The sequence below is a fragment of the Lacrimispora sp. genome (assembly GCF_036758025.1).
Taxonomy (GTDB): domain Bacteria; phylum Bacillota; class Clostridia; order Lachnospirales; family Lachnospiraceae; genus Lacrimispora.
The window spans coordinates 220,138-240,901 of sequence record NZ_DAIOXM010000003.1 but is presented as its reverse complement, the minus strand read 5'-3'; the positions used below and the strand labels follow the sequence as shown (position 1 = coordinate 240,901).

General features: G+C 47.2%; 19 protein-coding genes. 9 read left to right on the top strand and 10 right to left on the bottom strand.

The features are described from left to right. Positions 1-49: 49 nt before the first annotated feature. From V7M78_RS05020 to V7M78_RS04980, 9 genes are all read right to left on the bottom strand, one after another. Positions 50-412 carry a DUF1667 domain-containing protein gene (locus tag V7M78_RS05020; RefSeq protein WP_333647054.1) on the bottom strand — a complete coding sequence of 121 codons (363 nt, stop codon included), beginning with the start codon at positions 410-412 and terminating at the stop codon, positions 50-52. Then, on the bottom strand, positions 413-1,678 hold the full coding sequence (locus V7M78_RS05015) for an NAD(P)/FAD-dependent oxidoreductase (RefSeq protein WP_333647052.1): 1,266 nt from the start codon (positions 1,676-1,678) through the stop codon (positions 413-415). Next, complete coding sequence (locus V7M78_RS05010) at positions 1,665-3,128, bottom strand: NAD(P)/FAD-dependent oxidoreductase (RefSeq protein WP_333647050.1); 1,464 nt, start codon at positions 3,126-3,128, stop codon at positions 1,665-1,667. Before V7M78_RS05010 ends, V7M78_RS05015 begins: the two co-directional genes overlap by 14 nt. Before the next feature lie 235 nt (positions 3,129-3,363). Next, positions 3,364-4,062 (bottom strand): MgtC/SapB family protein, encoded by a 699-nt coding sequence (locus tag V7M78_RS05005; RefSeq protein ID WP_333647048.1) that lies wholly within the window; start codon positions 4,060-4,062, stop codon positions 3,364-3,366. A gap of 184 nt (positions 4,063-4,246) precedes the next feature. After that, the gene (locus V7M78_RS05000; RefSeq protein ID WP_333647046.1) at positions 4,247-4,768 is read right to left on the bottom strand and encodes an NUDIX hydrolase; all 522 of its coding nucleotides are present in this window, start codon (positions 4,766-4,768) and stop codon (positions 4,247-4,249) included. A gap of 5 nt (positions 4,769-4,773) precedes the next feature. Beyond that, positions 4,774-5,469, bottom strand: a complete 696-nt coding sequence (locus V7M78_RS04995; RefSeq protein ID WP_333647044.1) for an MBL fold metallo-hydrolase — start codon at positions 5,467-5,469, stop codon at positions 4,774-4,776. Positions 5,470-5,485: 16 nt separating this feature from the next. Further along, on the bottom strand, positions 5,486-6,304 hold the full coding sequence (locus V7M78_RS04990; protein ID WP_333647042.1) for a carbohydrate ABC transporter permease: 819 nt from the start codon (positions 6,302-6,304) through the stop codon (positions 5,486-5,488). Positions 6,305-6,318: 14 nt separating this feature from the next. Further along, the gene (locus tag V7M78_RS04985; protein ID WP_333647040.1) at positions 6,319-7,215 is read right to left on the bottom strand and encodes a carbohydrate ABC transporter permease; all 897 of its coding nucleotides are present in this window, start codon (positions 7,213-7,215) and stop codon (positions 6,319-6,321) included. Positions 7,216-7,299: 84 nt separating this feature from the next. Further along, entirely contained in the window at positions 7,300-8,676 is a 1,377-nt protein-coding gene (locus V7M78_RS04980; RefSeq protein ID WP_333647038.1) for an ABC transporter substrate-binding protein, read from the bottom strand. Between the two features lie 258 nt (positions 8,677-8,934). On the opposite strand from V7M78_RS04980, the gene V7M78_RS04975 reads away from it, so the two are divergent. Then, positions 8,935-11,136, top strand: a complete 2,202-nt coding sequence (locus V7M78_RS04975; protein WP_333647036.1) for an extracellular solute-binding protein — start codon at positions 8,935-8,937, stop codon at positions 11,134-11,136. Between the two features lie 55 nt (positions 11,137-11,191). Here the strand turns inward: V7M78_RS04975 and V7M78_RS04970 are convergent, their stop codons facing one another. Then, entirely contained in the window at positions 11,192-13,798 is a 2,607-nt protein-coding gene (locus V7M78_RS04970) for a cation-translocating P-type ATPase (protein WP_333647034.1), read from the bottom strand. A gap of 190 nt (positions 13,799-13,988) precedes the next feature. On the opposite strand from V7M78_RS04970, the gene V7M78_RS04965 reads away from it, so the two are divergent. The 8 genes from V7M78_RS04965 (at position 13,989) to dhaK (ending at position 20,764) form a co-directional block, all read left to right on the top strand. After that, positions 13,989-14,471, top strand: coding sequence for an S-ribosylhomocysteine lyase (locus V7M78_RS04965; protein WP_333647032.1), 483 nt, complete (start codon positions 13,989-13,991; stop codon positions 14,469-14,471). A 23-nt stretch (positions 14,472-14,494) separates the two neighbouring features. Beyond that, positions 14,495-15,463: a hydroxyacid dehydrogenase gene (locus V7M78_RS04960; RefSeq protein ID WP_333647030.1), complete on the top strand. Its 969-nt coding sequence runs from the start codon at positions 14,495-14,497 to the stop codon at positions 15,461-15,463. Positions 15,464-15,488: 25 nt separating this feature from the next. Beyond that, positions 15,489-16,151 carry a thioredoxin family protein gene (locus tag V7M78_RS04955; protein ID WP_333647028.1) on the top strand — a complete coding sequence of 221 codons (663 nt, stop codon included), beginning with the start codon at positions 15,489-15,491 and terminating at the stop codon, positions 16,149-16,151. A 261-nt stretch (positions 16,152-16,412) separates the two neighbouring features. Then, a complete protein-coding gene (locus V7M78_RS04950; protein WP_333647026.1) occupies positions 16,413-16,982 on the top strand; it encodes a glycerol-3-phosphate responsive antiterminator in 570 nt (189 codons plus the stop codon). Between the two features lie 93 nt (positions 16,983-17,075). Beyond that, positions 17,076-18,572 carry a glycerol kinase GlpK gene (glpK, locus tag V7M78_RS04945; protein WP_333647024.1) on the top strand — a complete coding sequence of 499 codons (1,497 nt, stop codon included), beginning with the start codon at positions 17,076-17,078 and terminating at the stop codon, positions 18,570-18,572. 56 nt (positions 18,573-18,628) lie between these two features. Further along, positions 18,629-19,342, top strand: a complete 714-nt coding sequence (locus tag V7M78_RS04940) for an MIP/aquaporin family protein (protein ID WP_333647022.1) — start codon at positions 18,629-18,631, stop codon at positions 19,340-19,342. Positions 19,343-19,468: 126 nt separating this feature from the next. Further along, positions 19,469-19,696: a hypothetical protein gene (locus tag V7M78_RS04935; RefSeq protein WP_333647020.1), complete on the top strand. Its 228-nt coding sequence runs from the start codon at positions 19,469-19,471 to the stop codon at positions 19,694-19,696. Between the two features lie 81 nt (positions 19,697-19,777). Beyond that, a complete protein-coding gene (dhaK, locus tag V7M78_RS04930) occupies positions 19,778-20,764 on the top strand; it encodes a dihydroxyacetone kinase subunit DhaK (RefSeq protein ID WP_333647018.1) in 987 nt (328 codons plus the stop codon).

The following is a 20,764-nucleotide window of genomic DNA, read 5'->3' as shown; positions in this document are numbered from 1 at the left end:
TGGGCAAAATTCCAAAGGGCTTCAAACTGGGGGGCTGTTTCAGTCTTTTCTATGCTTTTTTTACATTTCTGGTTGCAACAATGGAAATGCCGGTTCCGGCGCAGTCCGGAATGATCACATCTCCTATGGAAACAGGTGCACAAACAGTCACCTTTCTGATTTCCTCCATACAGGCAAATATCTTATCCTTGGGAATATCCTGGGCGGTTTTTACGGATACCATCTCCATACTGCCTCCGGTTACAGGAACCGAGGAGGTCACCATTCTGGTAGGGCTTAACACCTCTTTTTTTCCGTATTCAACGCCCCGGTTACAGGAATGTCCCGTCACCTCGATCTGGTCCCCTTCTATGGACACAGTGAGGAAACATCCCAGGGGACAGCGGATACAGGTCATTTCTCTTACTTCCATTTATTCCACCTCCGTACAGATAAGGATTCTTTTAAGGTCCGGATATTCTGAAAAGCTGTCTTTTTTCAAGACCACCTGCTCCATCTCTCCGGGCGCCAGCACTCGTTTTTTCTTATGGGATACCCTTACATCGTCATAATAGACGCTGATGTAACGGTCTTTATATACGTCTGCAACCCGGAAACGCACCGTCACCTGATCCGCCATATTAGACGTATCAATGGTCTGGGGAACGGTGTAGCGGACTCCGTTTTCAGCCTTTAATTCCACGGTATGAGAAGGATTTTCAACTGCATTGGCTTTTACATAGGCTGCCGCATTGGTTCCTGCCATGGCGGCCTCCTCAGACACGTAATCCACCAGGTCGTGAACGTGAAGCACATTGCCGCAGGCAAATATGCCTTCTGCGCTGGTTTCCAGCCTATCCCCTACCATGGGCCCTGAAGTGACAGGATTCATGTTTACCCCTGCATTTCTGGAAAGCTCATTTTCCGGAATCAGACCTACGGAGAGAAGAAGGGTGTCGCAGCTATAGAACTCTTCGGTGCCTTTTATGGGCCTGCGGTTTTCGTCCACCTGGGCCAGAGTGACTCCGGTCAAACGGTCTTTTCCCTCAATATCCACTACCGTATGGCTCAGCTTTAAGGGAATTCCGTAATCATCCAGGCACTGGACAATATTTCTCTTTAAGCCGCCGGAATAGGGCATCAACTCTGCAACCACCTTTACCTTGGCCCCTTCCAGAGTCATTCTCCTGGCCATAATAAGGCCGATGTCGCCGGAGCCTAAAATAACAACTTCTTTTCCCACAGCAAACCCATCCATGTTCATCAGCTTCTGGGCCGTTCCTGCGGAATATATTCCTGCGGGGCGGTATCCCGGTATGTTCAAGGCTCCTCTGGGCCGTTCCCTGCATCCCATGGCTAATACGATTGCCTTGGCTTTTATGGTAGTCAGGCCCTCTTCCCTGCTTATGGCCGTCACTTCTTTATTTTCATTAATATCCAGAACCATGGTGTTTAGCCGGTAGGGAATCTGTTCCGCTTCCACCATATCAATATAACGGGACGCATACTCCGGTCCGGTAAGCTCTTCTTTAAAGGTATGGAGGCCAAAGCCGTTATGAATGCACTGGTTTAAAATTCCGCCCAGCATTTCATCCCGTTCCAGGATCATTATATCTGTAATTCCCGCCTTTTTTGCAGCCACCGCTGCGGCAAGGCCTGCCGGTCCTCCACCGATTATTACAATGTCATGCTCTGTCATGGTGTGCTCCTCCCTGTTTACGTCCGGTTAACATGCTGGAACCGGGCCTGTTCTTGCAGATATCTTCGATTTCTCTGTCTGTTTCCCTCGCCAGAATTTCCATGGTCTTAGGTCCACAAAAGCCTGCCTGACACCTTCCCATGCCTGCACGGACCCGGCGCTTGATTCCGTCTAAGGAAACAGCTCCTAAGGTGCGGTTGATGGAATCCACGATTTCGCCTTCACTGACTTCCTCACAGCGGCAGATGATGGTTCCGTACTGGGGATTCTTCTTAATAAGCTCTGCCCGTTCCTCCCATGACAGCTTACGGGGATCAACGATTCCGCTCCGGGTTGCTTTAAAATTCTCTTTCTTTGGAGCATTGGCCTTTTGGGCAACAAGCTCTGCAAGGTACACGCCTATGGCTGGAGCACTTGTGAGACCGGGGGACTCAATTCCTGCGGCGTCAAAAAATCCTTCGGCATCTTCTGCTTCTCTCACGATGAAGTCATCTCCATCCTCATGGGCCCGGAGGCCGGAAAAGGAGGTGATGATCTGACGGAAGGGAATATTCTTCACTCCCCAGGCCGCTTTTTCCATGACATCAGCTAATTCTTCGGCATCTGTCCTTGTGATTTCCTTATCCTTTACATCGGTTGCCGTAGGACCGGTGAGCAGGTTGCCGTGAACCGTAGGGGTGACCAGAACACCCTTTCCCATTTTGCCCGGAAGCTGGAAAATGGTGCGGGTCACATGGGTGCCTGCCTCCTTATCAAGGAGCAGGTAATCGCCTTTTCTGGGGGTTATATGAATTTTCTTTTCGCTTACCATATTGTGCAGCACATCGGCATAGACTCCTGCCGCATTAACCACATAGGAAGCGTGGATAATACTATCCTTTGTCTTTAAATCATAGCCATTTGAGGTCTTTATAATTTCCATTACTTCGGTTTGAAACAGGAATTCCACTCCGTTGTCGCAGGCATTTTCCGCCAAGGCAAGGGTAAGTCCAAAGGGACATACAATTCCCCCGGTGGGTGCATAAAGGGCCGCCACAACCTGATCGGACACATTAGGCTCCATGGCCCGGACTTCATCTCCGGAAAGAATGGACAGGCCTTCCACTCCATTTTTTACCCCTTTTTCAAGGAGTTTTTTCAAGTTAGGCATGTCATCCTCTGAAAAACAGAGAACAAGAGAACCGTTTTGGATGAACGAAAAATCCAGCTCCTCTGCCAGCTTTCCCATCATAAGGTTTCCTTCCACATTGAATCTCGCCTTCCATGTTCCCAGGGTCGCATCGTGGCCTGCATGAACAATGGCACTGTTGGCCTTTGATGTGCCGGAGCAGACATCCTCCTCCCGTTCCAGGACACAAGTCTTAAGGTCATATCGTGACAGCTCCCTTGCAACTGCACATCCGATGACGCCCCCTCCAATGATTGCCGCATCGTAATACAATTCCTTCATGTTCTTCTCCTCCATATAGTTTCTGCTGTTGCGCAGTTTTGCCAGTTAAATACAAAACCATGTTCTCCGGTTTATTATGCGCAAATAAAAAAAGAGCAAAGGAAATATGCGAATTTCTCCGCAATATCACCCTTACTCTTTCATCTCAAAGGCTTTTATTTAGCTAAGTTAATGCTAGCACAATCCGCATGGAATTGTCAAGAAATTTCTTTCCCCTTCATTTCCCATATTAAGCCTATTCACTGACTTCCATAACATCTTCCAGCTCTGCCAGCCGGGTCAAAAGCATTCCTTTGTCAAAACCTGACGGATAAATGACCTCAAACTGCATTCGGATCTTGCCGCTTTTGGTTTTTTCCGTTCTTATAGAAACGATTTCCACATGGTTTTCATCCTTTAGGAAATCCTCCATACGGTTGATTGCGCTCGGGTCCTCCGCTACGGTAATATTCAAGCAGCCGGAATATGCAGCCTGGGAAAAGTATGTTATCTTGTGGGTCATCATCTGTATGCCAATGATCAGGACAGAAGTCATAATTCCTACAATATACTGCCCCGCTCCCAAAGCCAGGCCCACTCCTGCGGTGGCCCATACTCCGGCAGCAGTGGTCAGGCCGTTTACAAGATTATTCCTCACAAATATAACGCCTGCTCCCAGAAAGCCCACTCCGCTGACCACCTGAGCCGCTATTCTGGTTCCATCTGATTGTACCGCCATATCTGAAAATCCATACTTTGAAACTACCATGATGAGGGCTGAACCCAGGGCAACAATGGCGTGAGTCCGCACACCTGCCGGTTTGTTCTGGTTCTTCCTCTCATGGCCGATCAGAAAGCCTAAAAATCCGGCTGTGACGATCCGCAGCATGTACTCCAGCTGAGCCAAAAGATATGACGTGGTAAATGTCCCAAATAATGCGTCTGTTACTTCCAATTTCCTTCCCCTCCAGTCAACTTCCCTTGATCTTTTTATAGTATGTTAAACACTTGCCAAAGTATAAAGAAAGAGCCTTAGAAATGAACGCAGCCCCCTCGCTCATCCCCGGCTCTGTCATCTCTCAGGCCATCTGTTTTTCATTTGCCTTATAGTACCATGGTATATAGAGTCTGTCAAGATTTCAGGCACCTTTAACCAACTTGTAATAAAGCAATGCCGCCAGGGTGAGAGCGTCTGTAATTTCTCCTGCCAGAACCTTTTCTATGAGCTTATCTTCTTCCATCCAATAGCATGTGAGGATTTCATCCTGGGAGGTAAGCTGACCCTTTTCATATTCTGCAAATATAACGTGTATCTTTTGGTCTGTTATTCCGTTAGAAGGGTAAAAAGAGTAGGAAATGCCGTTACAGGATATTTCAATTCCCGTTTCTTCCAAAACTTCTCTCTTTGCAGCTTTTTCCGCTGATTCCCCGTCTTCTATGCTTCCTGCCGGGAACTCGGTCTGTACTTTTTCAATGGGGTAGCGGTAGGCATCAACCATTAGAAAGCAGTTTCCTTTCTTTACAACCGCAACAACGGATTCATTTTTAAAATGAACTACATTGTATTTCAGAGGATGATTATGATTGTCTTCCACATCATCTAAAAACAGTTCGATCCATGGGCTATTGAAAATGGTTTCTCTGGATTTTCTTTGAAACATGGCGATTACCCTCCACTATAGACCTCCACAACCTGAAATCCCTTCTCCCTCAATAAATCCTCACAAGGACTATCCAGATGCATGCAGTATACCTGATTTCTCTTTTGAACCGGAATACTTACCTCCAGCTTCCCATAAAAGCAATGGGATGGATTAGGCTCATCATGAGTTGAGGTATCCTGATAAACACGGTCAATCTCATCTGTCAGGAAGGCTGTTAATATTTCTTCCGGAATCTCAGAAGAATCTCCGCTGTAATAAACCCTTTCCTCACCGTCTGAAAGCAGATATCCGTAACACCTCATATTACCCGCATGCTTCACCTCCACAGGCCGGGCCTCAATGCCTGCGCTGTTTTCAGGAAGCAGTTTTAAGTAGCAATACCCATTTTGATCAATTCCCATTAAGGAAAGCAGTTCTATAACCGTATGTTCCGGATGAACCACATGAACCTGTATGCCCTGGTGAAAATAAAAATAAGAAATAAGGGTTCCCAGACTTCCCACATGATCTGCATGGAGATGGGTAAGAATCACATACACTCGTTCTACCTGTTCCAAATCCACATGCTCATAAAGAAAATCAAAGGCCAGTTCTCCGCAGTCCAGCAGATACAGTTCCTTGCCTTCCAGAATATATGCACCGGTATTGCCGTAAACGGGATAGAAAGCGCTGCCCTTTCCTATAAAATTCAACTTCATTGGTACAACCTCCCGTCTATTCTTTAATTCCTGCGCTTACAAAGCTGCTCATAAATTGTTTCTGGGCAACGAAGAAAGTTGTAAGCAAAGGTATGATGATAATAAATGCAGCCGCACAGACATTTGCCCACTGCATATTGGCCTCCTTGGACTTTGCAAAAATCGCCAGACCTACGGTCAGGGTTCGGTTCTGAGGTGAATTAGTCACAATCAGGGGCCATAAATAGTTATTCCAGTGGTAGCTGACCGATATAACCGCAAAGGAAAGATAGGCCGGCTTTGCACATGGCATGTACACCCTCCAAATGGTCTGCCAGATGGTAGCACCGTCAATTCTGGCCGCCTCGGCAAGGGCCTTTGGAATGGATTTAAAATGCTGCCTTAAAAGGAAGATTGCCAAAGCACTTCCATAGAAGGGAAGCATCATACCCACTTTGGTGTCCACCAGCTTTAACTCTGACAAGAGCATAAAATTAGGGGTAATGAGCACGTCATTGGGAATGATAATCTGCATGAAGATCACGGCAAATACAATGGACGAACCTTTAAAATCCATAACTCCCAGAGCATAGGCCGCAAGAGTAGAAGTAAAAAACTGCACGGCAAAGGTACAGCACACCAGTATGAGGGTGTTTAAATAATAAGTTCCGAAAGGAATCGCATTCCAGACATAGACGATGTTATCCAAAGTAAAGGCTGTAGAAGGAAACAAGGTCATATGAAAAGAAGGAACGGAAAATGCGGTCCCAATCATCCAGATCAGGGGAATCAGCCATAAAAGCCCCAGGAGAACTGCAAATGCGGTAATCGGAGAGCTGGTCATTTTTTTCGTCATATTCCCGTCCTCCTTTAGTTGTAATGTATTTTTTTATCCTGGCTCAAGAACCTGGGAAGGGCAACAATCATGAGAAGAACCAGCATGACCGTTGTCAGGGCAGCCGATATTCCATAATTAAAGTTGGTAAAGCCCTGCTGGTAAATGTAATACAGAAGCAGTGTAGAAGCATTATTAGGGGCTCCCTCGGTCATGATCACCACGTGATCCACCAGCTTAAAGCTGTTGGTTAAGGCGATGGTGGACACAAATAAAAGGGTGGGAGCCAGAAGAGGAAAGGTAATTTTCCTGAAAATCGTCCAGGGCCCGGCCCCGTCAATTCTGGCGGCCTCGTTCACCTCAGTGGAAATGCTCTGAATGCCGGATAAGAAAAATACCATCAGATAACCGGCCTCCTTCCACACATACATAAATGCCATGGCAGGAAGAACCGTCTTTTTGCTGGACAGCACATTGGCAGGCTTAAAGCCCAAGGTCCCCAGCATCTGATCGAACAATCCGTTTTTTGCCATATAAATAAACATCCAAATGCTTGCAATGGCAATCATAGGCATGATAACCGGATAAAAATAAGCTGTGCGTACAAATCCGGTCATACGGCTTTTTCTGTTTACGACCACTGCCAGAAAAAGTCCCACCACCATGCTGGGGATAATGGTAATAAGGGCGAAAAACAAGGTATTGCCCATGACCTTCCAAAAAAGAGCCGAATTAACCAGGCTGGCGTAATTTTCCAACCCAATAAATTCCGGTCCCTTCATTCCCAGCTTGTACTTTGTCAGGCTTAAATAAATGCTTCTGAAAACAGGATAAACGGTAAAAATAAGCATAAAAAACAGAGAGGGGGCAACCAGGAGCCATGCCAAAAGATTATGCTTCAGCTCCCGCTGCTTTTTTGTTTGTACTTTCATATTCTCCTCCGTCAGGGCATGTCCCTGGATAAACAGGGAGCCGCTGCGTCACCATTGATCTGCAGCGGCTCCGGCTGCTATAAGTTACTGATATTCTGCCAGAACTTCTGTTGCCTGTTCCTGGGCGGCTTCTAATGCTTCCTTAGGAGTCGCATCTCCTACCACTGCTGCCTGGATGTTGTCATTTAAGATTCTCCAGATTTCAGCCGCATTGTAAGTGGTAAGCTCTGGTTTTGAATATGGAATCTGCTCGTAAGCCACTTTGGCCTGGGGAAGCTCTTCATAATAATTCTTTAACAGGTCTGTTTCATAGCAGGACTTTCTGGTAGCTACATAACCGGTGTCCAAGGACCACTGAGCTGCTCTTTCTGTCTCTGTTGCAAAACGGATGAATTTCCATGCAGCGTCAACTCTGTCCTCAGAAATGCCGTTTGAAATATAGAAGTTTCCGCCGCCTGTAGGGGCTGCTGTTCTCTTGTGTCCCGGAAGGAATGCTGTTCCGAATTCAAATTCTGCGTTCTTGCTGATGTTTGCCATGTTTCCGGTGGTGTGGTAAATCATAGCCACTTCTCCTGCCAGGAACTGAGTGGGAAGGTCTGTCCACTGTACGATGCCGGGAGCCATGATCTTATGCTTGTTCTGAAGGTCCAGCCAGAACTGAAGGGCTTCTTCATTTTCAGGGGTGTCAAAGAGAACGGCTTTTCCGTCTTCTGTCGCAAGGTTTTCACCGTTTGCACTGTTTTGAAGGGCAAAGCCTGTGAATCCCCACTGGGCAGAGCCGGAGTTTAAGGCCAGGCCTACACCGTAACGGTTGTCATTGGTCAGCTTCTTTCCGTATTCCACCACTTCCTCCCAGGTTGTGGGTGGTTTTTCCGGATCAAGTCCAACTTCTTTAAAGGCATCCTTGTTGTAGAAGAGAACCATGGTACTTCTCTGGAAGGGAATGGAATAAGTCTGTCCATCTACATAAGAGTCTTCCATAAAGCCCTCTAAGAAATCTCCGATGTATTCCTTTCCATCTTCGCTGGAGGCGATCAGGTCATCGAGAGGCATAGCCATGCCGGTAGATGCCATGGTAAAGCGCTGGGTTGCCAGGCTTACGAATACATCCGGGGGAGTTCCTCCCTGAACGGCAGTCTGGATTTTGGTGACCGTATCGTCGTAGTTTCCGGTATAAACCGGCTCCACCACGATATCAGGATTTTCTGCATTAAAGTCCTTACAGATCTGCTCAATCAGTGCTGCTGCCGAACCTCCTACCTGAACCGGGTAATAAAATGTGAGATGAAGGCTGTCGCCGCTTCCTTCCTTTGACTCGGCGCTCTGGGAACCTGCGGCCCCGCCGGCAGCAGAAGTTCCCCCGGCAGTATTTCCGCTGTTTCCACTGTTCCCGCATCCGCTTAACATGGAAGCGGAAAGGGCAAGACAAAGTGCTGCTGCTATTACTGACTTCTTTTTCATTTGTTTCCTCCTTTTTTTATTTTCACTTTATGGTGAGTAAATTATATCATTACAATTGAAACGTGTCAATTATATTTCAATATTTTTATGTATAAAGTGCATGCAAACCATGTTAATATTTAAACCAAATAAAACACATTGCACAATTTACTCTTTTTAACAAACAATTAATAATTGAATGATGTTCAATATTATTTTTAAGATTGTTGTTTTTTTGGGTGTATGGTATAGTAAGGAGTAGAAATACAGGAGGATACTATGGCTACAATTAAGGATATCGCAAAGCTGGCAGGGGTTGCCCAGGGGACTGTTTCCAACGTTCTAAACGGAAAAGGCAATGTCAGCAGTGAAAAAATCAGACGCGTTATGAATGCAGTTCACCAGCTGGGATATGTGCACAATGAACGGGCCGCCCTGCTGCGTAAGGGTTTTAACGATTCTCTTGCAGTTATTATGCCGGATTCTTCAGCCAAGCAGTACCAGGACTTTTATTCCGGTTTTAAAAATTACGCCCAGAGCCATGGGTTTACAGTGACCCGGCATCTGACCCATGAAAATACACCCTTAAGCGAAGAAGAGGCCTTAATCGAGGCCAAAACCCTTCAGGCAAAAGGAATTGCCTGCATTTCCGTGGCAGCGGGTACCCCCCACGAATCCAGTATTTATAAAAAAGATTTGGATGTCTCCGATATGGTTTTCATTGAACACAAGCCCTCCTTTGGCGGAGACTTTATCGGCTTCAATTATGAAGAGGCAGGAAAACGGATGGGGCGCAGAGCTTCGGACCACGGCTATACCAGCGTATGCCTTTTGACAGGGAATCTCTGTTTTTCCAATGAAGCCGACTTTTACCGGGGATTTATGGAGGCTGCGGACAAAACCGGCTGTCAGGTGACCCATATTCAGACAGACCCCTTCCGAAAATATCAAAATATCATGCAGATATCAGGAGATTCCATGCCTCAGGCTTTTTTTATTTCCAATTACGGCTTTGCGGAAAGTGTGAAGGACATCTGCTGCTCCTTTTACGATATCAGGGAAGGACTGGATATTTATACGGTTTCCCCTGTATTCACCATGCCTGAAAATGATTTTACCAAGTACGAGATGAATTACCGCCAGCTTGGCAAGGTTGCAGCTGAAGCCCTCATTAAAAAGACCGGAGAAGAAAGGGAAGGCTTTGGACAGCGTCTTTTGGAAAGCAGCGGCTTTCGGAACTGGTATTCCAATATCATCGTGCCTAAAGAGCCTAAGACCTTAAACGTCATCACTCTGGACAGCCCGGAAGCTTATATTATGAAAAGCTTTTCCCACCTGTATACGAAAAAAAGCGGTATTGACGTGAATATCTGCATTTTTTCCTATGATGAGATTTATGAAGCATTTAACATGCTGAATGCTTCCTCCAATTATGATGTTCTCCGTCTGGATGTGACCTGGCTTTCCTGGTTTGCCCAGAAGCTATTGATGCCTCTGACAGATATTGATCCGGATATTGAAAACAGTTTTGACGACTTTTTGGAAGGTACTCCGGAGCGCTATGCCAGAGTCCATGATAAGATTTACGCCCTGCCCTCCACTCCCAGCGTTCAGATTCTTTATTATAGAAAGGATTTGTTTGAAAGCCCCATTTATAAAAGGATGTATTTTGAACAGTTCCGCACCGAGCTGGTGCCTCCCAGAACCTTTGATGAGTTTAACCGGATTGCAGCATTTTTCACCAGGGAAATCAATCCCTCTTCTCCGGTGGAATACGGGGCTACGGTCACCATGGGATCTACGGGAGTGGCAGGTTCTGAATATCTTGCAAGACTTTTCAGCCATCAGGAAAATTTATATGACAGCAACGGGGAAATCCGTCTGGATTCAGAAGTTTCCCTCCAATCCTTAAAGGAGCTGACAGAACTGAAGCGGTATACTCAGCCGGATTACTGCGGCTGGTGGACTGATACGGCCAAAAGCTTTGCCTCAGGAAACTTTGCCATGTCCATTCTCTACAGCAATTATGCCGGCCCCTTCCTGGACAATACCTCCAATGTGGTGGGAAATATCGGCTACACCATGATGCCGGGAGCCAACCCGGTTATTGGGGGAGGCAGTCTTGGGGTATCAAAATACTCCTCCCAGCCGGAAAATGCTCTTTCCTTTATCCGGTGGATGTGCAGCGAGCCCATTTCCTCGGCGGCTTCCCTTTTAGGCAGCACTTCTCCTTGCAGGAAGACTTATGAAAATTACGAGGTCATGAATAACTTTCCCTGGATGAGCCTGTCCAAAAAATGTTTTCCATTGACCAAGGGAAACCGTATTCCCCAACACGCAGGACTGCCCTTTGACGAAAGAAAGTTTTTAAATATTCTGGGAATGGCCGTTAAAGATACCTACAGCAGCGTATCCGCACCGGAAGAAGCCCTTCGCAATGCCCAGGAGCAGTTGGAAAAGCATTTTAAATGCAAATTTTAAAAATAATATACAAACAGGACACCTTCTCACGTACCAAAAGAAGGTGTCCTGTTTATTAATGAAGGCTTTCCCGTATGGTCTTAAATGACTGAATCCCAAGAGTAGGAAGAACGGCAAATATGAAGATGGTGAGAAACTGTCTGGCTGTTAAGTCGGCCACATAAAAAAATGCATGAAGCCCGGGCACAAACAGCACTGCTGCCAATAATACCGCACCTGCCTCAAAGGCCATAATGGTCCATAAATTGCTCCTGAGCCCGATCTTTAATATGGAATGGCTGCTTCGGCAGTTAAAACCGTGAAAAAGTCTTGCCAGAGTCAGGGTAGAAAATGCCATGGTGCTGGCAGCCTGTTCGCTTCCCGTGACCAGTCCTGTGTGGTAGGCCGCCATGGTACAAAAGGCAATGAAAGTCCCCTGCAAAAGAATCTGAATGACAAATCTCTTTGTCAATATTCCCTCCTTTGGATTTCTCGGAGGGTGGGCCAAAAGGTCTGCTTCCGCCTGTTCCATGCCAATGGCAATGGCAGGAAGGGAGTCTGTCAGCAGATTGATAAACAGCAGATGCACCGGAACAAAAGGGGTGGGAAGAGCCAAAAAAGAGGTATACACAACGCAGAGGATTCCCGCCATATTTCCCGACAAAAGGAACTTGATGGCATTGCGGATATTCCGGTAAACATTGCGCCCGTTGGCAACCGCTTTTATGATGGTTGCAAAGTTGTCATCCATGAGGATCATGGCAGAAGCATCCTTTGATACCTCGGTTCCCATCTTTCCCATGGCAACGCCGATATCAGCCTGCTTTAAGGCAGGGGCATCATTGACTCCGTCTCCTGTCATGGCTACGATGCTGCCCTTCTTCTGCCAGGCCCGGACAATGCGGATTTTATGTTCCGGGGAAACTCTTGCGTAGACGCTGATGCTCTCCAGTCTTCTATCCAGTTCTTCTTCCGTCATATCGTCAAGCTCCGGCCCGCTGACTGCGGTTCCGTTCATGTCTAAAATCCCAATTTTTTCTGCAATAGCTGCAGCCGTCACCTTGTGATCCCCTGTGATCATGACGGGACGGATTCCTGCCCTGCGGGCGCTTAAAACTGCATTTCTCGTTTCCGGGCGGGGAGGGTCCATCATGGCTGCCATGCCCAGAAAGATGTATCCGTCCTCTGACTTTTCCGTCAGCTCTTCCTGTTCTCCCATTTCCCGGCAGACAAAGGTGAGGACCCGAAGGCCCTGTTTGGAAAAGTCCAGATTCTGCTCTGTCATGGCCCGTCGGTCACTCTCTGTTATGGACCTGACCCCGTCCCAGGTCCAGATCTCAGTGATTCGGGGAAGGAGAACATCGACTGCCCCCTTGGTAAAGAGAATCCGTTTTCCTTCAATCCGGTGGAGGGTACTCATCAGCTTTCGCCTCGAATCAAAGGGAATCTCTCCGATTCTGGGATACCAGGACTTAACCTCTTCCTCTTGCAGACCCGTTCTCTCCGCCATCTGGATCAAAGCCGCTTCTGTAGGATCTCCCAGCAGCTTCCCCTCTCCATAGACAGAGTCATTGTTTAACACAGCATCATACAGCAAATATTTATGTACGGAAATTTCAGTATTTAAAAGCTCCGGCACGTAAAGGCGGTTATTGGCATAAACCTGCTGGACTGTCATCCGGTTCTGGGTCAGGGTTCCCGTTTTGTCGGAACAGATAACAGAAACGCATCCAAGGCTTTCCACTGCCTTCAAGTCCTTTATAATGGCATTTTCCCGGACCATCTTCTGGGTTCCCATGGCCTGCACAATGGTGACAATGGAACTCAATGCCTCCGGTATGGCGGCTACGGCAAGGGCTACTGCAAACATCAAAGAGTCCAGAATGGGCATCCTGCGGTAAAGGCTTAATCCAAAGACTCCGGCGCAGATAATGAGAATTGCGGCCGCCAGCCTGCTGCCAAACTGGTCCAGACTCACTTCAAGGGGAGTCTTTTTCTCTCCCGTATCGTTCATCAGGGCGGCAATCCGGCCTATTTCCGTATCCATCCCGGTTCCTGACACCACTGCCACGGCTCTGCCTGAGGCGACCAGGGAACCGGAAAACACCATATTGGTCTGTTCCGCCAAAGGCACCTTTTCCCCTCTTAATCTTCCCGTCTTCTTCTCCACCGGAACCGATTCTCCGGTTAAGGAGCTTTCATTGACCAGGAGAGAGTGATTTTCCAAAAGTCTGCCGTCAGCCGCAACCATATCTCCGGCCTCCAGCAGCAAAATATCTCCCGGTACGATTTCAGCCGATAAAACCTCCTGCTTTTTTCCCTCCCGGATTACCTTTGCAATGGGAGCTGACAGGGCCATCAGGCTGTCTAAGGACTTTTCCGCCTTCTGATGCTGGACGGTTCCTAAAATTGCATTTAACAGAAGCACTGCAAATATAACTCCTGTACTTTCCACATCACCGGAGATCATGGAAATGACCGCCGCTATAATTAAAATAATGACCAACAGATCTTTAAACTGGTCTAAAAACACTTCAAAAGCGCTTTTCCGTTCCACCCTTTTTAACATATTGGGTCCATAGATTTTCCTGCGCCTTAAGATTTCCTCAGAATTCAGCCCGTTCTGGCCTGCCTCCAGCCGTCTCAGGACCTCTTCCTCTGATAAACGAAACCATTCTTCCATACTGACGCTCCTTCCCATTTCTCCTACTATGGTATGAAGCGGGCAGGGGATTTCATGAATGAATCTTACCGGGCCATGAACCGAGGGTCGTTCTTTTTGCCTATTGCAGGAACGCAGATTTTTTATTATAATTTCTATATGACATTGAAACTTCAGGCTGACATGATACAACAGAAAGGATACGATTCCTATGGAGAAAATCACAAGCTTTACCATAAACCACTTAGAACTGCTTCCCGGCATCTACGTTTCCCGCAAGGACCAGGCCGGAGATGCTGTGATCACCACCTTTGACCTGCGAATGACCCGTCCTAATTTTGAACCGGTCATCAATACGGGAGAGCTTCACACCATAGAGCATTTAGGAGCTACTTTCTTAAGAAACCATGAAACCTTTGGTTCTAAAATCCTCTACTTCGGCCCCATGGGCTGCCGTACCGGCTTTTACCTTCTCTTGTCCGGAGATTACAGCTCCAGGGACATCGTTTCCCTGGTCACAGAAATGTATGAATTCATCCGGGATTTTGAAGGAGAGGTTCCCGGTGCTGCTCCAAGAGACTGCGGCAATTATCTGGATATGAACCTGGGGATGGCAAAATATATGGCCGGAAGATACCTGGATCAGGTTCTGTACGGAATCGATGATAAGAATCTTATTTATCCGGAAAACTAAAATAAACCCGAAGGGAGGAAGAGATGTACAAAGTATTAATACCTAAAACCATTTCCAACACCGGGGTGGAATATCTTCTGGAAAAAGGCTGCGAGGTCATCATCGGAGCCCCCTCTTCCCCTGACGATCCCCGTTTGGAGGATTGTGATGCCATTTTGCCAGGGGGAAAGTCCAAAATCAGATACGATCAGGAGGTTCTGGACCGGTGCAGAAACTGCAAGATCATCGCCAATTTCAGCGCCGGATATGAGCATGTGGACACTTTGTATGCGGAACAGGTCGGAATTCAGGTCACCAATGCGGGAACCGCCAACTCCAATGCTGTGGCGGAGCACACCTTATTTCTCCTGCTGGCCTGCGCCAAAAATCATGAAATCATGTCAAAGGCAGCCCGGACAGGCAGCTTCTCCATCAGGGCAGATGTGTTTAATTTAGAGCTTCAGGGAATGACTCTGGGAATTATCGGCTTCGGAAACATTGGCCGGCGGGTTGCAGAGAAGGCTGTCCATGGATTTGGGATGAAGGTTCTCGTCTATTCGCCCAGCTTGACCAAAGAACAGCTGCCTGACGGCATCCGGCTTGCATCTGACGAGAAGGAGATTTATCAAACAGCAGATTTTATCTCCCTCCACGTGCCTCTGACAGAAAAAACCAGATATATGGTTTCCAAAGAACAGTTTGATCTGATGAAGCCTTCTGCTTACATCATCAATGTTTCACGGGGAGGAATTATCAGGGAAGAGGATTTGATTAATGCAATAGAAGAAAAGAAAATCAGCGGAGCAGGGCTTGATGTGTTTGAGCAGGAGCCCCTTCCTGTTGACAGCCCGCTGTTCCGATATGAAAATATTATTATCTCTCCCCACTGTGCCGCCAATACGGTTCAGGCGCTGGAGAATATGGAATTGTATGCGGCCAAAGATATCTGGAGGGTTTTAAACGGGGAAGAACCGGAGTTTCCCGTAAATCATCCAAGAAAAAATTTGCCGTAAGAGAAACCGGACAGGAGGATTTCAAATGATTGATTTATCAGGAATACCTAAGACCAGCAGCCTGATTGATGAAGCATTAAAAGAGCAGCTCACTGGCATTTTTTCCAGGATGCCGGAACCAGTGGTGCTGAAGGCCGTGGTTGACACAAAACAGGAAAAGGATTCTGAAATGGCTTCATTTTTGCATGTTATTTCGGAGCTGGGAGAAAAGCTGAGTGTGGAACTCTACACCCCGGCGGAGGCTGCGGCTCAAGCTCCTGAGCTGGATACGGCTTATCTGCCGGTGACCGGATTTTACAAAAACGGCAGATACCAGCGAATAGCCTTTCATGGGGTGCCCGGAGGTAAGGAGATAAACTCCTTTATTCTTGCTGTCCTGAATCTGTCGGGAGGCTGTCGGGACGTACCGGAAAAGGTAAAAAAAAGCATTGGCAAACTGAAGAAAACGGCCAATATCAAGATCTGTGTATCCCTGTCATGCCACCACTGCCCTTCGGTGGTAACGGCGTGTCAGCAAATCGCCATTTTAAACCCGGGCATTGAGGCCGAGATGATTGATGCGGCCCTTTATCCGGAGCTGGTGGAAAAATTCAATATCTCGAGGGTGCCCATGATCATCACCAATGACCATGATATCCATATGGGCAGTAAAACCATTGAGGAAATCGTTAATCTGTTAAAATATTAACTAATTACAGATGAGAAATTTACCCATAATTGTGAAAACTCAACAATTTTTATCAATAAACTTGTCAACAATATGTACAAATCACAACAAATAAATTCAAGCTATTGAAAATATGTGTGCAATGTGCTATATTGTAATAAGGTTAATACATTGTGCAGAGACGATTGAGAGCATGGGATAACAACAGAAATGTTGGTTATATTCCATGCTCTTTTTTTCTTAGAGGGGTGCATTGTATTCAATTCAGGAAAGGGAGATTCCATGGATCAGAAATTATACGACCTAATTGAGGCGAGCCCGGTGATCGCAGCCGTCAAGGATATGGAGGGCTTAAAGGCCTGCTGCGAAGCTGAGGATGTAAAAGTAGTTTTTGTCCTGTTTGGTGATATCTGCAATATAGGTTCCATTGTAAAAAGGATCAATCAGGCAGGAAAGGTTGTAATGGTACATATTGATCTGATTACGGGTCTTAGCAGCAAGGAGATTGCTGTGGATTTTATCAAGAATAACACAGAAGTGTACGGGATCATCTCTACTAAGCCTTCGATGATTAAACGTGCCAAGGAGCTGTCGCTGTACACAATGCTGAGAGTTTTTATTCTGGATTCCATGGCATTTGAAAATGTTGAAAAACAGGTAAATATGGTACGCCCGGATATGATTGAAATTCTGCCGGGGCTGATGCCTAAGATAATCCGCCGTGTCAGCCGACTGGTGAAGGTTCCGGTGATTGCCGGCGGTCTGATTTCCGAGAAGGAAGATGTGATGGCTGCACTGCTGGCGGGAGCCATCTCCGTATCGTCTACAAACCAGGATGTGTGGAAGCTTTAACGGCAATAAATAAGGTAGCTAAACTGTTCTTTTTGCAGAGGACAGTTAGTACAATAGAGACAAACAACAACCAAATTATTAAGGAGGTCTTTTATGGCAAAGTATGTAATGGCATTGGATGCGGGGACAACAAGTAATCGCTGTATTCTCTTCAATGAAAAGGGTGAGATGTGCAGTGTGGCTCAGAAGGAATTTACACAGTATTTTCCGAAACCCGGCTGGGTTGAGCATGACGCCAATGAAATTTGGTCCAGCCAGCTCGGTGTTGCAGTAGAGGCAATGTCTAAGATCGGTGCAGCGGCTGAAGATATCGCAGCAATCGGTATTACAAACCAACGCGAAACTACAATTGTATGGGATAAAGAGACCGGTGAGCCGGTTTATCACGCAATCGTATGGCAATGCCGGAGAACCTCCGAATATTGTGACTCTTTAAAAGAAAAGGGATTGGTTGATACGTTCCGCGAAAAAACCGGACTGGTCATCGACGCATATTTTTCCGGAACCAAGCTGAAATGGATTCTGGATGAGGTACCAGGTGCCAGGGAGCGGGCCGAAAGAGGAGAGCTTCTGTTTGGTACCGTGGAGACATGGCTGATCTGGAAGCTGACCAAAGGGGCTGTCCATGTGACTGATTACTCCAACGCTTCCCGTACTATGCTGTTTAATATTAATACTCTGGAATGGGACGAGGAAATACTGGCAGAACTCAATATTCCAAAATCCTTGCTTCCGGAAGCCAAACCGTCAAGCTGTGTATACGGAGAGACCGATCCCCAGTTCCTGGGCGGCCCGATTCCCATCGGCGGCGCTGCAGGAGATCAGCAGGCGGCATTGTTCGGCCAGACCTGTTTCGAAGCGGGTGAGGCAAAAAATACATATGGAACAGGCTGCTTCATGCTGATGAATACCGGAGAAAAGCCTGTCTTCTCAAAGAACGGACTGGTTACTACCATCGCCTGGGGTCTGGACGGCAAAGTTAACTATGCTCTGGAAGGCTCCATATTCGTAGCCGGTGCGGCCATTCAGTGGCTTCGTGACGAGTTAAGAATCATTGACTCCTCACCTGATTCCGAATATATGGCAACGAGAGTAAAAGACACCAACGGCTGTTATGTAGTACCTGCATTTACCGGTCTGGGAGCACCTCACTGGGATCAGTATGCACGTGGAACCATTGTGGGACTGACCCGTGGTATCAACAAATATCATATTATCCGCGCCACCCTGGATTCACTGTGCTATCAGGTTAACGACGTCCTGCAGGCTATGAGAGCGGATTCCGGAATTGAACTGGCTGCTCTTAAAGTCGATGGCGGCGCAAGTGCCAACAACTATCTGATGCAGACCCAGGCCGATATTATCAATGCCCCGGTTCACCGTCCTCAGTGTGTGGAGACAACCGCCATGGGCGCTGCTTATCTGGCAGGTCTGGCAGTTGGTTACTGGGCTACCAAGGAAGATGTAATCAAAAACTGGGCTATCGACAGACAGTTCCATCCGGAGATTGAAGAAGAACAGAGAACAGACATGGTCCGCGGCTGGAACAAAGCAGTTAAATATTCTTACGGATGGGCTAAAGAAGACTGATTGCTGCAACGAGAATGTTTCACATAAACCAATAATAAAAAGAGGGGACTACTACTATGTTAGTTTATATTGCTGAATTTATTGGAACTTGTTTGCTTATATTGTTAGGTGACGGAGTTGTTGCCAATGTAACTTTGAATAAATCGGGTATGAAAGGGGCAGGCTCTATTCAGATCACCTTTGCCTGGGGTCTTGCGGTTATGCTTCCGGCGTTTATATTCGGAGCTTCCTCAGGAGCACATTTTAATCCGGCACTGACCATCGCTTTGGCAGTGGATGGAAGCCTTGCCTGGAGCCTGGTTCCCGGTTATGTCATCGCACAGTTTGCAGGTGCATTTTTAGGCGCATGCCTGGTTTACATCTTGTTTAAGGATCAGTTCGACGCGACAGAGTCCGCAGGCACAAAGCTGGGCGTATTCTCAACCGGACCTTCCATTCCCAACATGGGCCGCAATATTTTAAGTGAAGCTATCGGAACATTTGTCCTGACATTTGCCATTAAGGGCCTTGCTCAGGCAGGCGCAGTTCCTCCCGGAGTGAGCAATCTTCTGGTCTTTGGAATTATCGTATCCATCGGTATGTCTCTGGGCGGTCTGACCGGTTATGCCATCAATCCAGCCCGTGACTTAGGACCCCGTCTGGCTCATGCAGTTCTGCCTATCAAGGGTAAGGGTGATTCCAACTGGGGTTATGCACCGGTTGTTATTATCGGTCCCGTTATCGGAGCAATTGCAGCAGTGCTTCTGTATGGTGCAATTCCCTGGCAATAAGATACAACTGGCTTCTGTGTGAATTTCGGCGGCAAATAAATCCGGCACCGCAAACCACCGGTCATGGCATCTGGTAAAATGAATGAAACTAAGTTGAATCGGGAAACCAAGAAAGGAGGACAATGCATGGAGAAAAAACAGCTGGATATCACCAATATGAACGGTGTGACGGAGGATGAAGACACAACCTGCGGGCTGAATGACATGAACTGTGTCGGCGAAGACGAAGTGAACACCTGCGGATTGACTGACATGAACTGTCTGGGAGAAGATGACGATACAACATGCGGGCTGAATGATATGAACTGCCTGGATGAGGAAGAAGAAAAGGAAGAAAAAGAAGAAAAAAAGTAAAAAGACGCTAACATTCAGAGACTTCTTATGATAGAAGTCTCTGAAACGTATATCAGGAAATTATAAAAAGGGGGTTTCACAATGAAAAAATTCATCAATGATGCGGCACTGGTTGAGGAACAGATGATTTTGGGAATGGTAAAGGCATATCCTCAATATTTGAAGAAACTGGATTGCGGCAATGTGGTAGTGCGGGCCCATAAAAAGAATGGTAAGGTTGCCTTAATCAGCGGCGGCGGCAGCGGTCACGAACCGGCTCACGGCGGTTTTGTGGGCCAGGGTATGCTGGATGGAGCAGTTGCCGGAGCAGTCTTTACCTCTCCCACTCCCGATCAGATTTATGAAGGTATCAAGGCAATCGCCACAGATGCCGGAGTGCTGATGGTAGTTAAGAATTATACCGGCGACGTCATGAACTTCGAGATGGCTGCCGAGATGGCGGAGATGGAAGGCATTCAGGTTGCATACGTGGTAACCAACGACGATGTGGCTGTCAAGGACAGCCTGTATACGGTTGGACGCCGGGGTGTAGCCGGTACTGTTTTTGTACATAAAATTGCCGGTGCCATGGCTGAACAGGGCGCTTCCCTCAGCGAAGTACAGGCCGTAGCACAGAAGGTAATTGACCAGGTCCGTACCATGGGTGCAGCCATTGAACCGTGTACAGTGCCGGCAGCGGGAAAACCCGGATTTGAACTGGCAGAGGATGAGATGGAGATCGGCATCGGTATCCATGGAGAGCCGGGAACTCACCGGGAAGGGCTGAAACCGGCAGATGAGATTGTGGATCTCCTTTTAGAACAAATTCTTGCTGATATTGATTACACCGGCAGCGAAGTGGCAGTGATGATCAACGGGGCCGGAGCAACACCGCTTATGGAACTGTTTATTATCAATAACCATGTTGCAGACGTCCTGAAAGAGAAGAATATCCATGTGTATAAAACCTTTGTGGGAGAATATATGACTTCCATCGAGATGCAGGGCTTTTCCATTTCACTGCTCCGTCTGGATGATCAGCTAAAGGAGCTTTTAGACGCCCCGGCCGATACACCGGCATGGAGATAA

What these genes read in the sequence shown, in the direction of transcription:
- V7M78_RS05020 (WP_333647054.1), bottom strand. Translation starts at nt 412, where the DNA reads ATGGAAGTAAGAGAAATGACCTGTATCCGCTGTCCCCTGGGATGTTTC.
- V7M78_RS05015 (WP_333647052.1), bottom strand. Translation starts at nt 1,678, where the DNA reads ATGACAGAGCATGACATTGTAATAATCGGTGGAGGACCGGCAGGCCTT.
- V7M78_RS05010 (WP_333647050.1), bottom strand. Translation starts at nt 3,128, where the DNA reads ATGAAGGAATTGTATTACGATGCGGCAATCATTGGAGGGGGCGTCATC.
- V7M78_RS05000 (WP_333647046.1), bottom strand. Translation starts at nt 4,768, where the DNA reads ATGTTTCAAAGAAAATCCAGAGAAACCATTTTCAATAGCCCATGGATC.
- V7M78_RS04995 (WP_333647044.1), bottom strand. Translation starts at nt 5,469, where the DNA reads ATGAAGTTGAATTTTATAGGAAAGGGCAGCGCTTTCTATCCCGTTTAC.
- V7M78_RS04990 (WP_333647042.1), bottom strand. Translation starts at nt 6,304, where the DNA reads ATGACGAAAAAAATGACCAGCTCTCCGATTACCGCATTTGCAGTTCTC.
- V7M78_RS04985 (WP_333647040.1), bottom strand. Translation starts at nt 7,215, where the DNA reads ATGAAAGTACAAACAAAAAAGCAGCGGGAGCTGAAGCATAATCTTTTG.
- V7M78_RS04980 (WP_333647038.1), bottom strand. Translation starts at nt 8,676, where the DNA reads ATGAAAAAGAAGTCAGTAATAGCAGCAGCACTTTGTCTTGCCCTTTCC.
- V7M78_RS04975 (WP_333647036.1), top strand. Translation starts at nt 8,935, where the DNA reads ATGGCTACAATTAAGGATATCGCAAAGCTGGCAGGGGTTGCCCAGGGG.
- V7M78_RS04970 (WP_333647034.1), bottom strand. Translation starts at nt 13,798, where the DNA reads ATGGAAGAATGGTTTCGTTTATCAGAGGAAGAGGTCCTGAGACGGCTG.
- V7M78_RS04965 (WP_333647032.1), top strand. Translation starts at nt 13,989, where the DNA reads ATGGAGAAAATCACAAGCTTTACCATAAACCACTTAGAACTGCTTCCC.
- V7M78_RS04960 (WP_333647030.1), top strand. Translation starts at nt 14,495, where the DNA reads ATGTACAAAGTATTAATACCTAAAACCATTTCCAACACCGGGGTGGAA.
- V7M78_RS04955 (WP_333647028.1), top strand. Translation starts at nt 15,489, where the DNA reads ATGATTGATTTATCAGGAATACCTAAGACCAGCAGCCTGATTGATGAA.
- V7M78_RS04950 (WP_333647026.1), top strand. Translation starts at nt 16,413, where the DNA reads ATGGATCAGAAATTATACGACCTAATTGAGGCGAGCCCGGTGATCGCA.
- glpK (WP_333647024.1), top strand. Translation starts at nt 17,076, where the DNA reads ATGGCAAAGTATGTAATGGCATTGGATGCGGGGACAACAAGTAATCGC.
- V7M78_RS04940 (WP_333647022.1), top strand. Translation starts at nt 18,629, where the DNA reads ATGTTAGTTTATATTGCTGAATTTATTGGAACTTGTTTGCTTATATTG.
- V7M78_RS04935 (WP_333647020.1), top strand. Translation starts at nt 19,469, where the DNA reads ATGGAGAAAAAACAGCTGGATATCACCAATATGAACGGTGTGACGGAG.
- dhaK (WP_333647018.1), top strand. Translation starts at nt 19,778, where the DNA reads ATGAAAAAATTCATCAATGATGCGGCACTGGTTGAGGAACAGATGATT.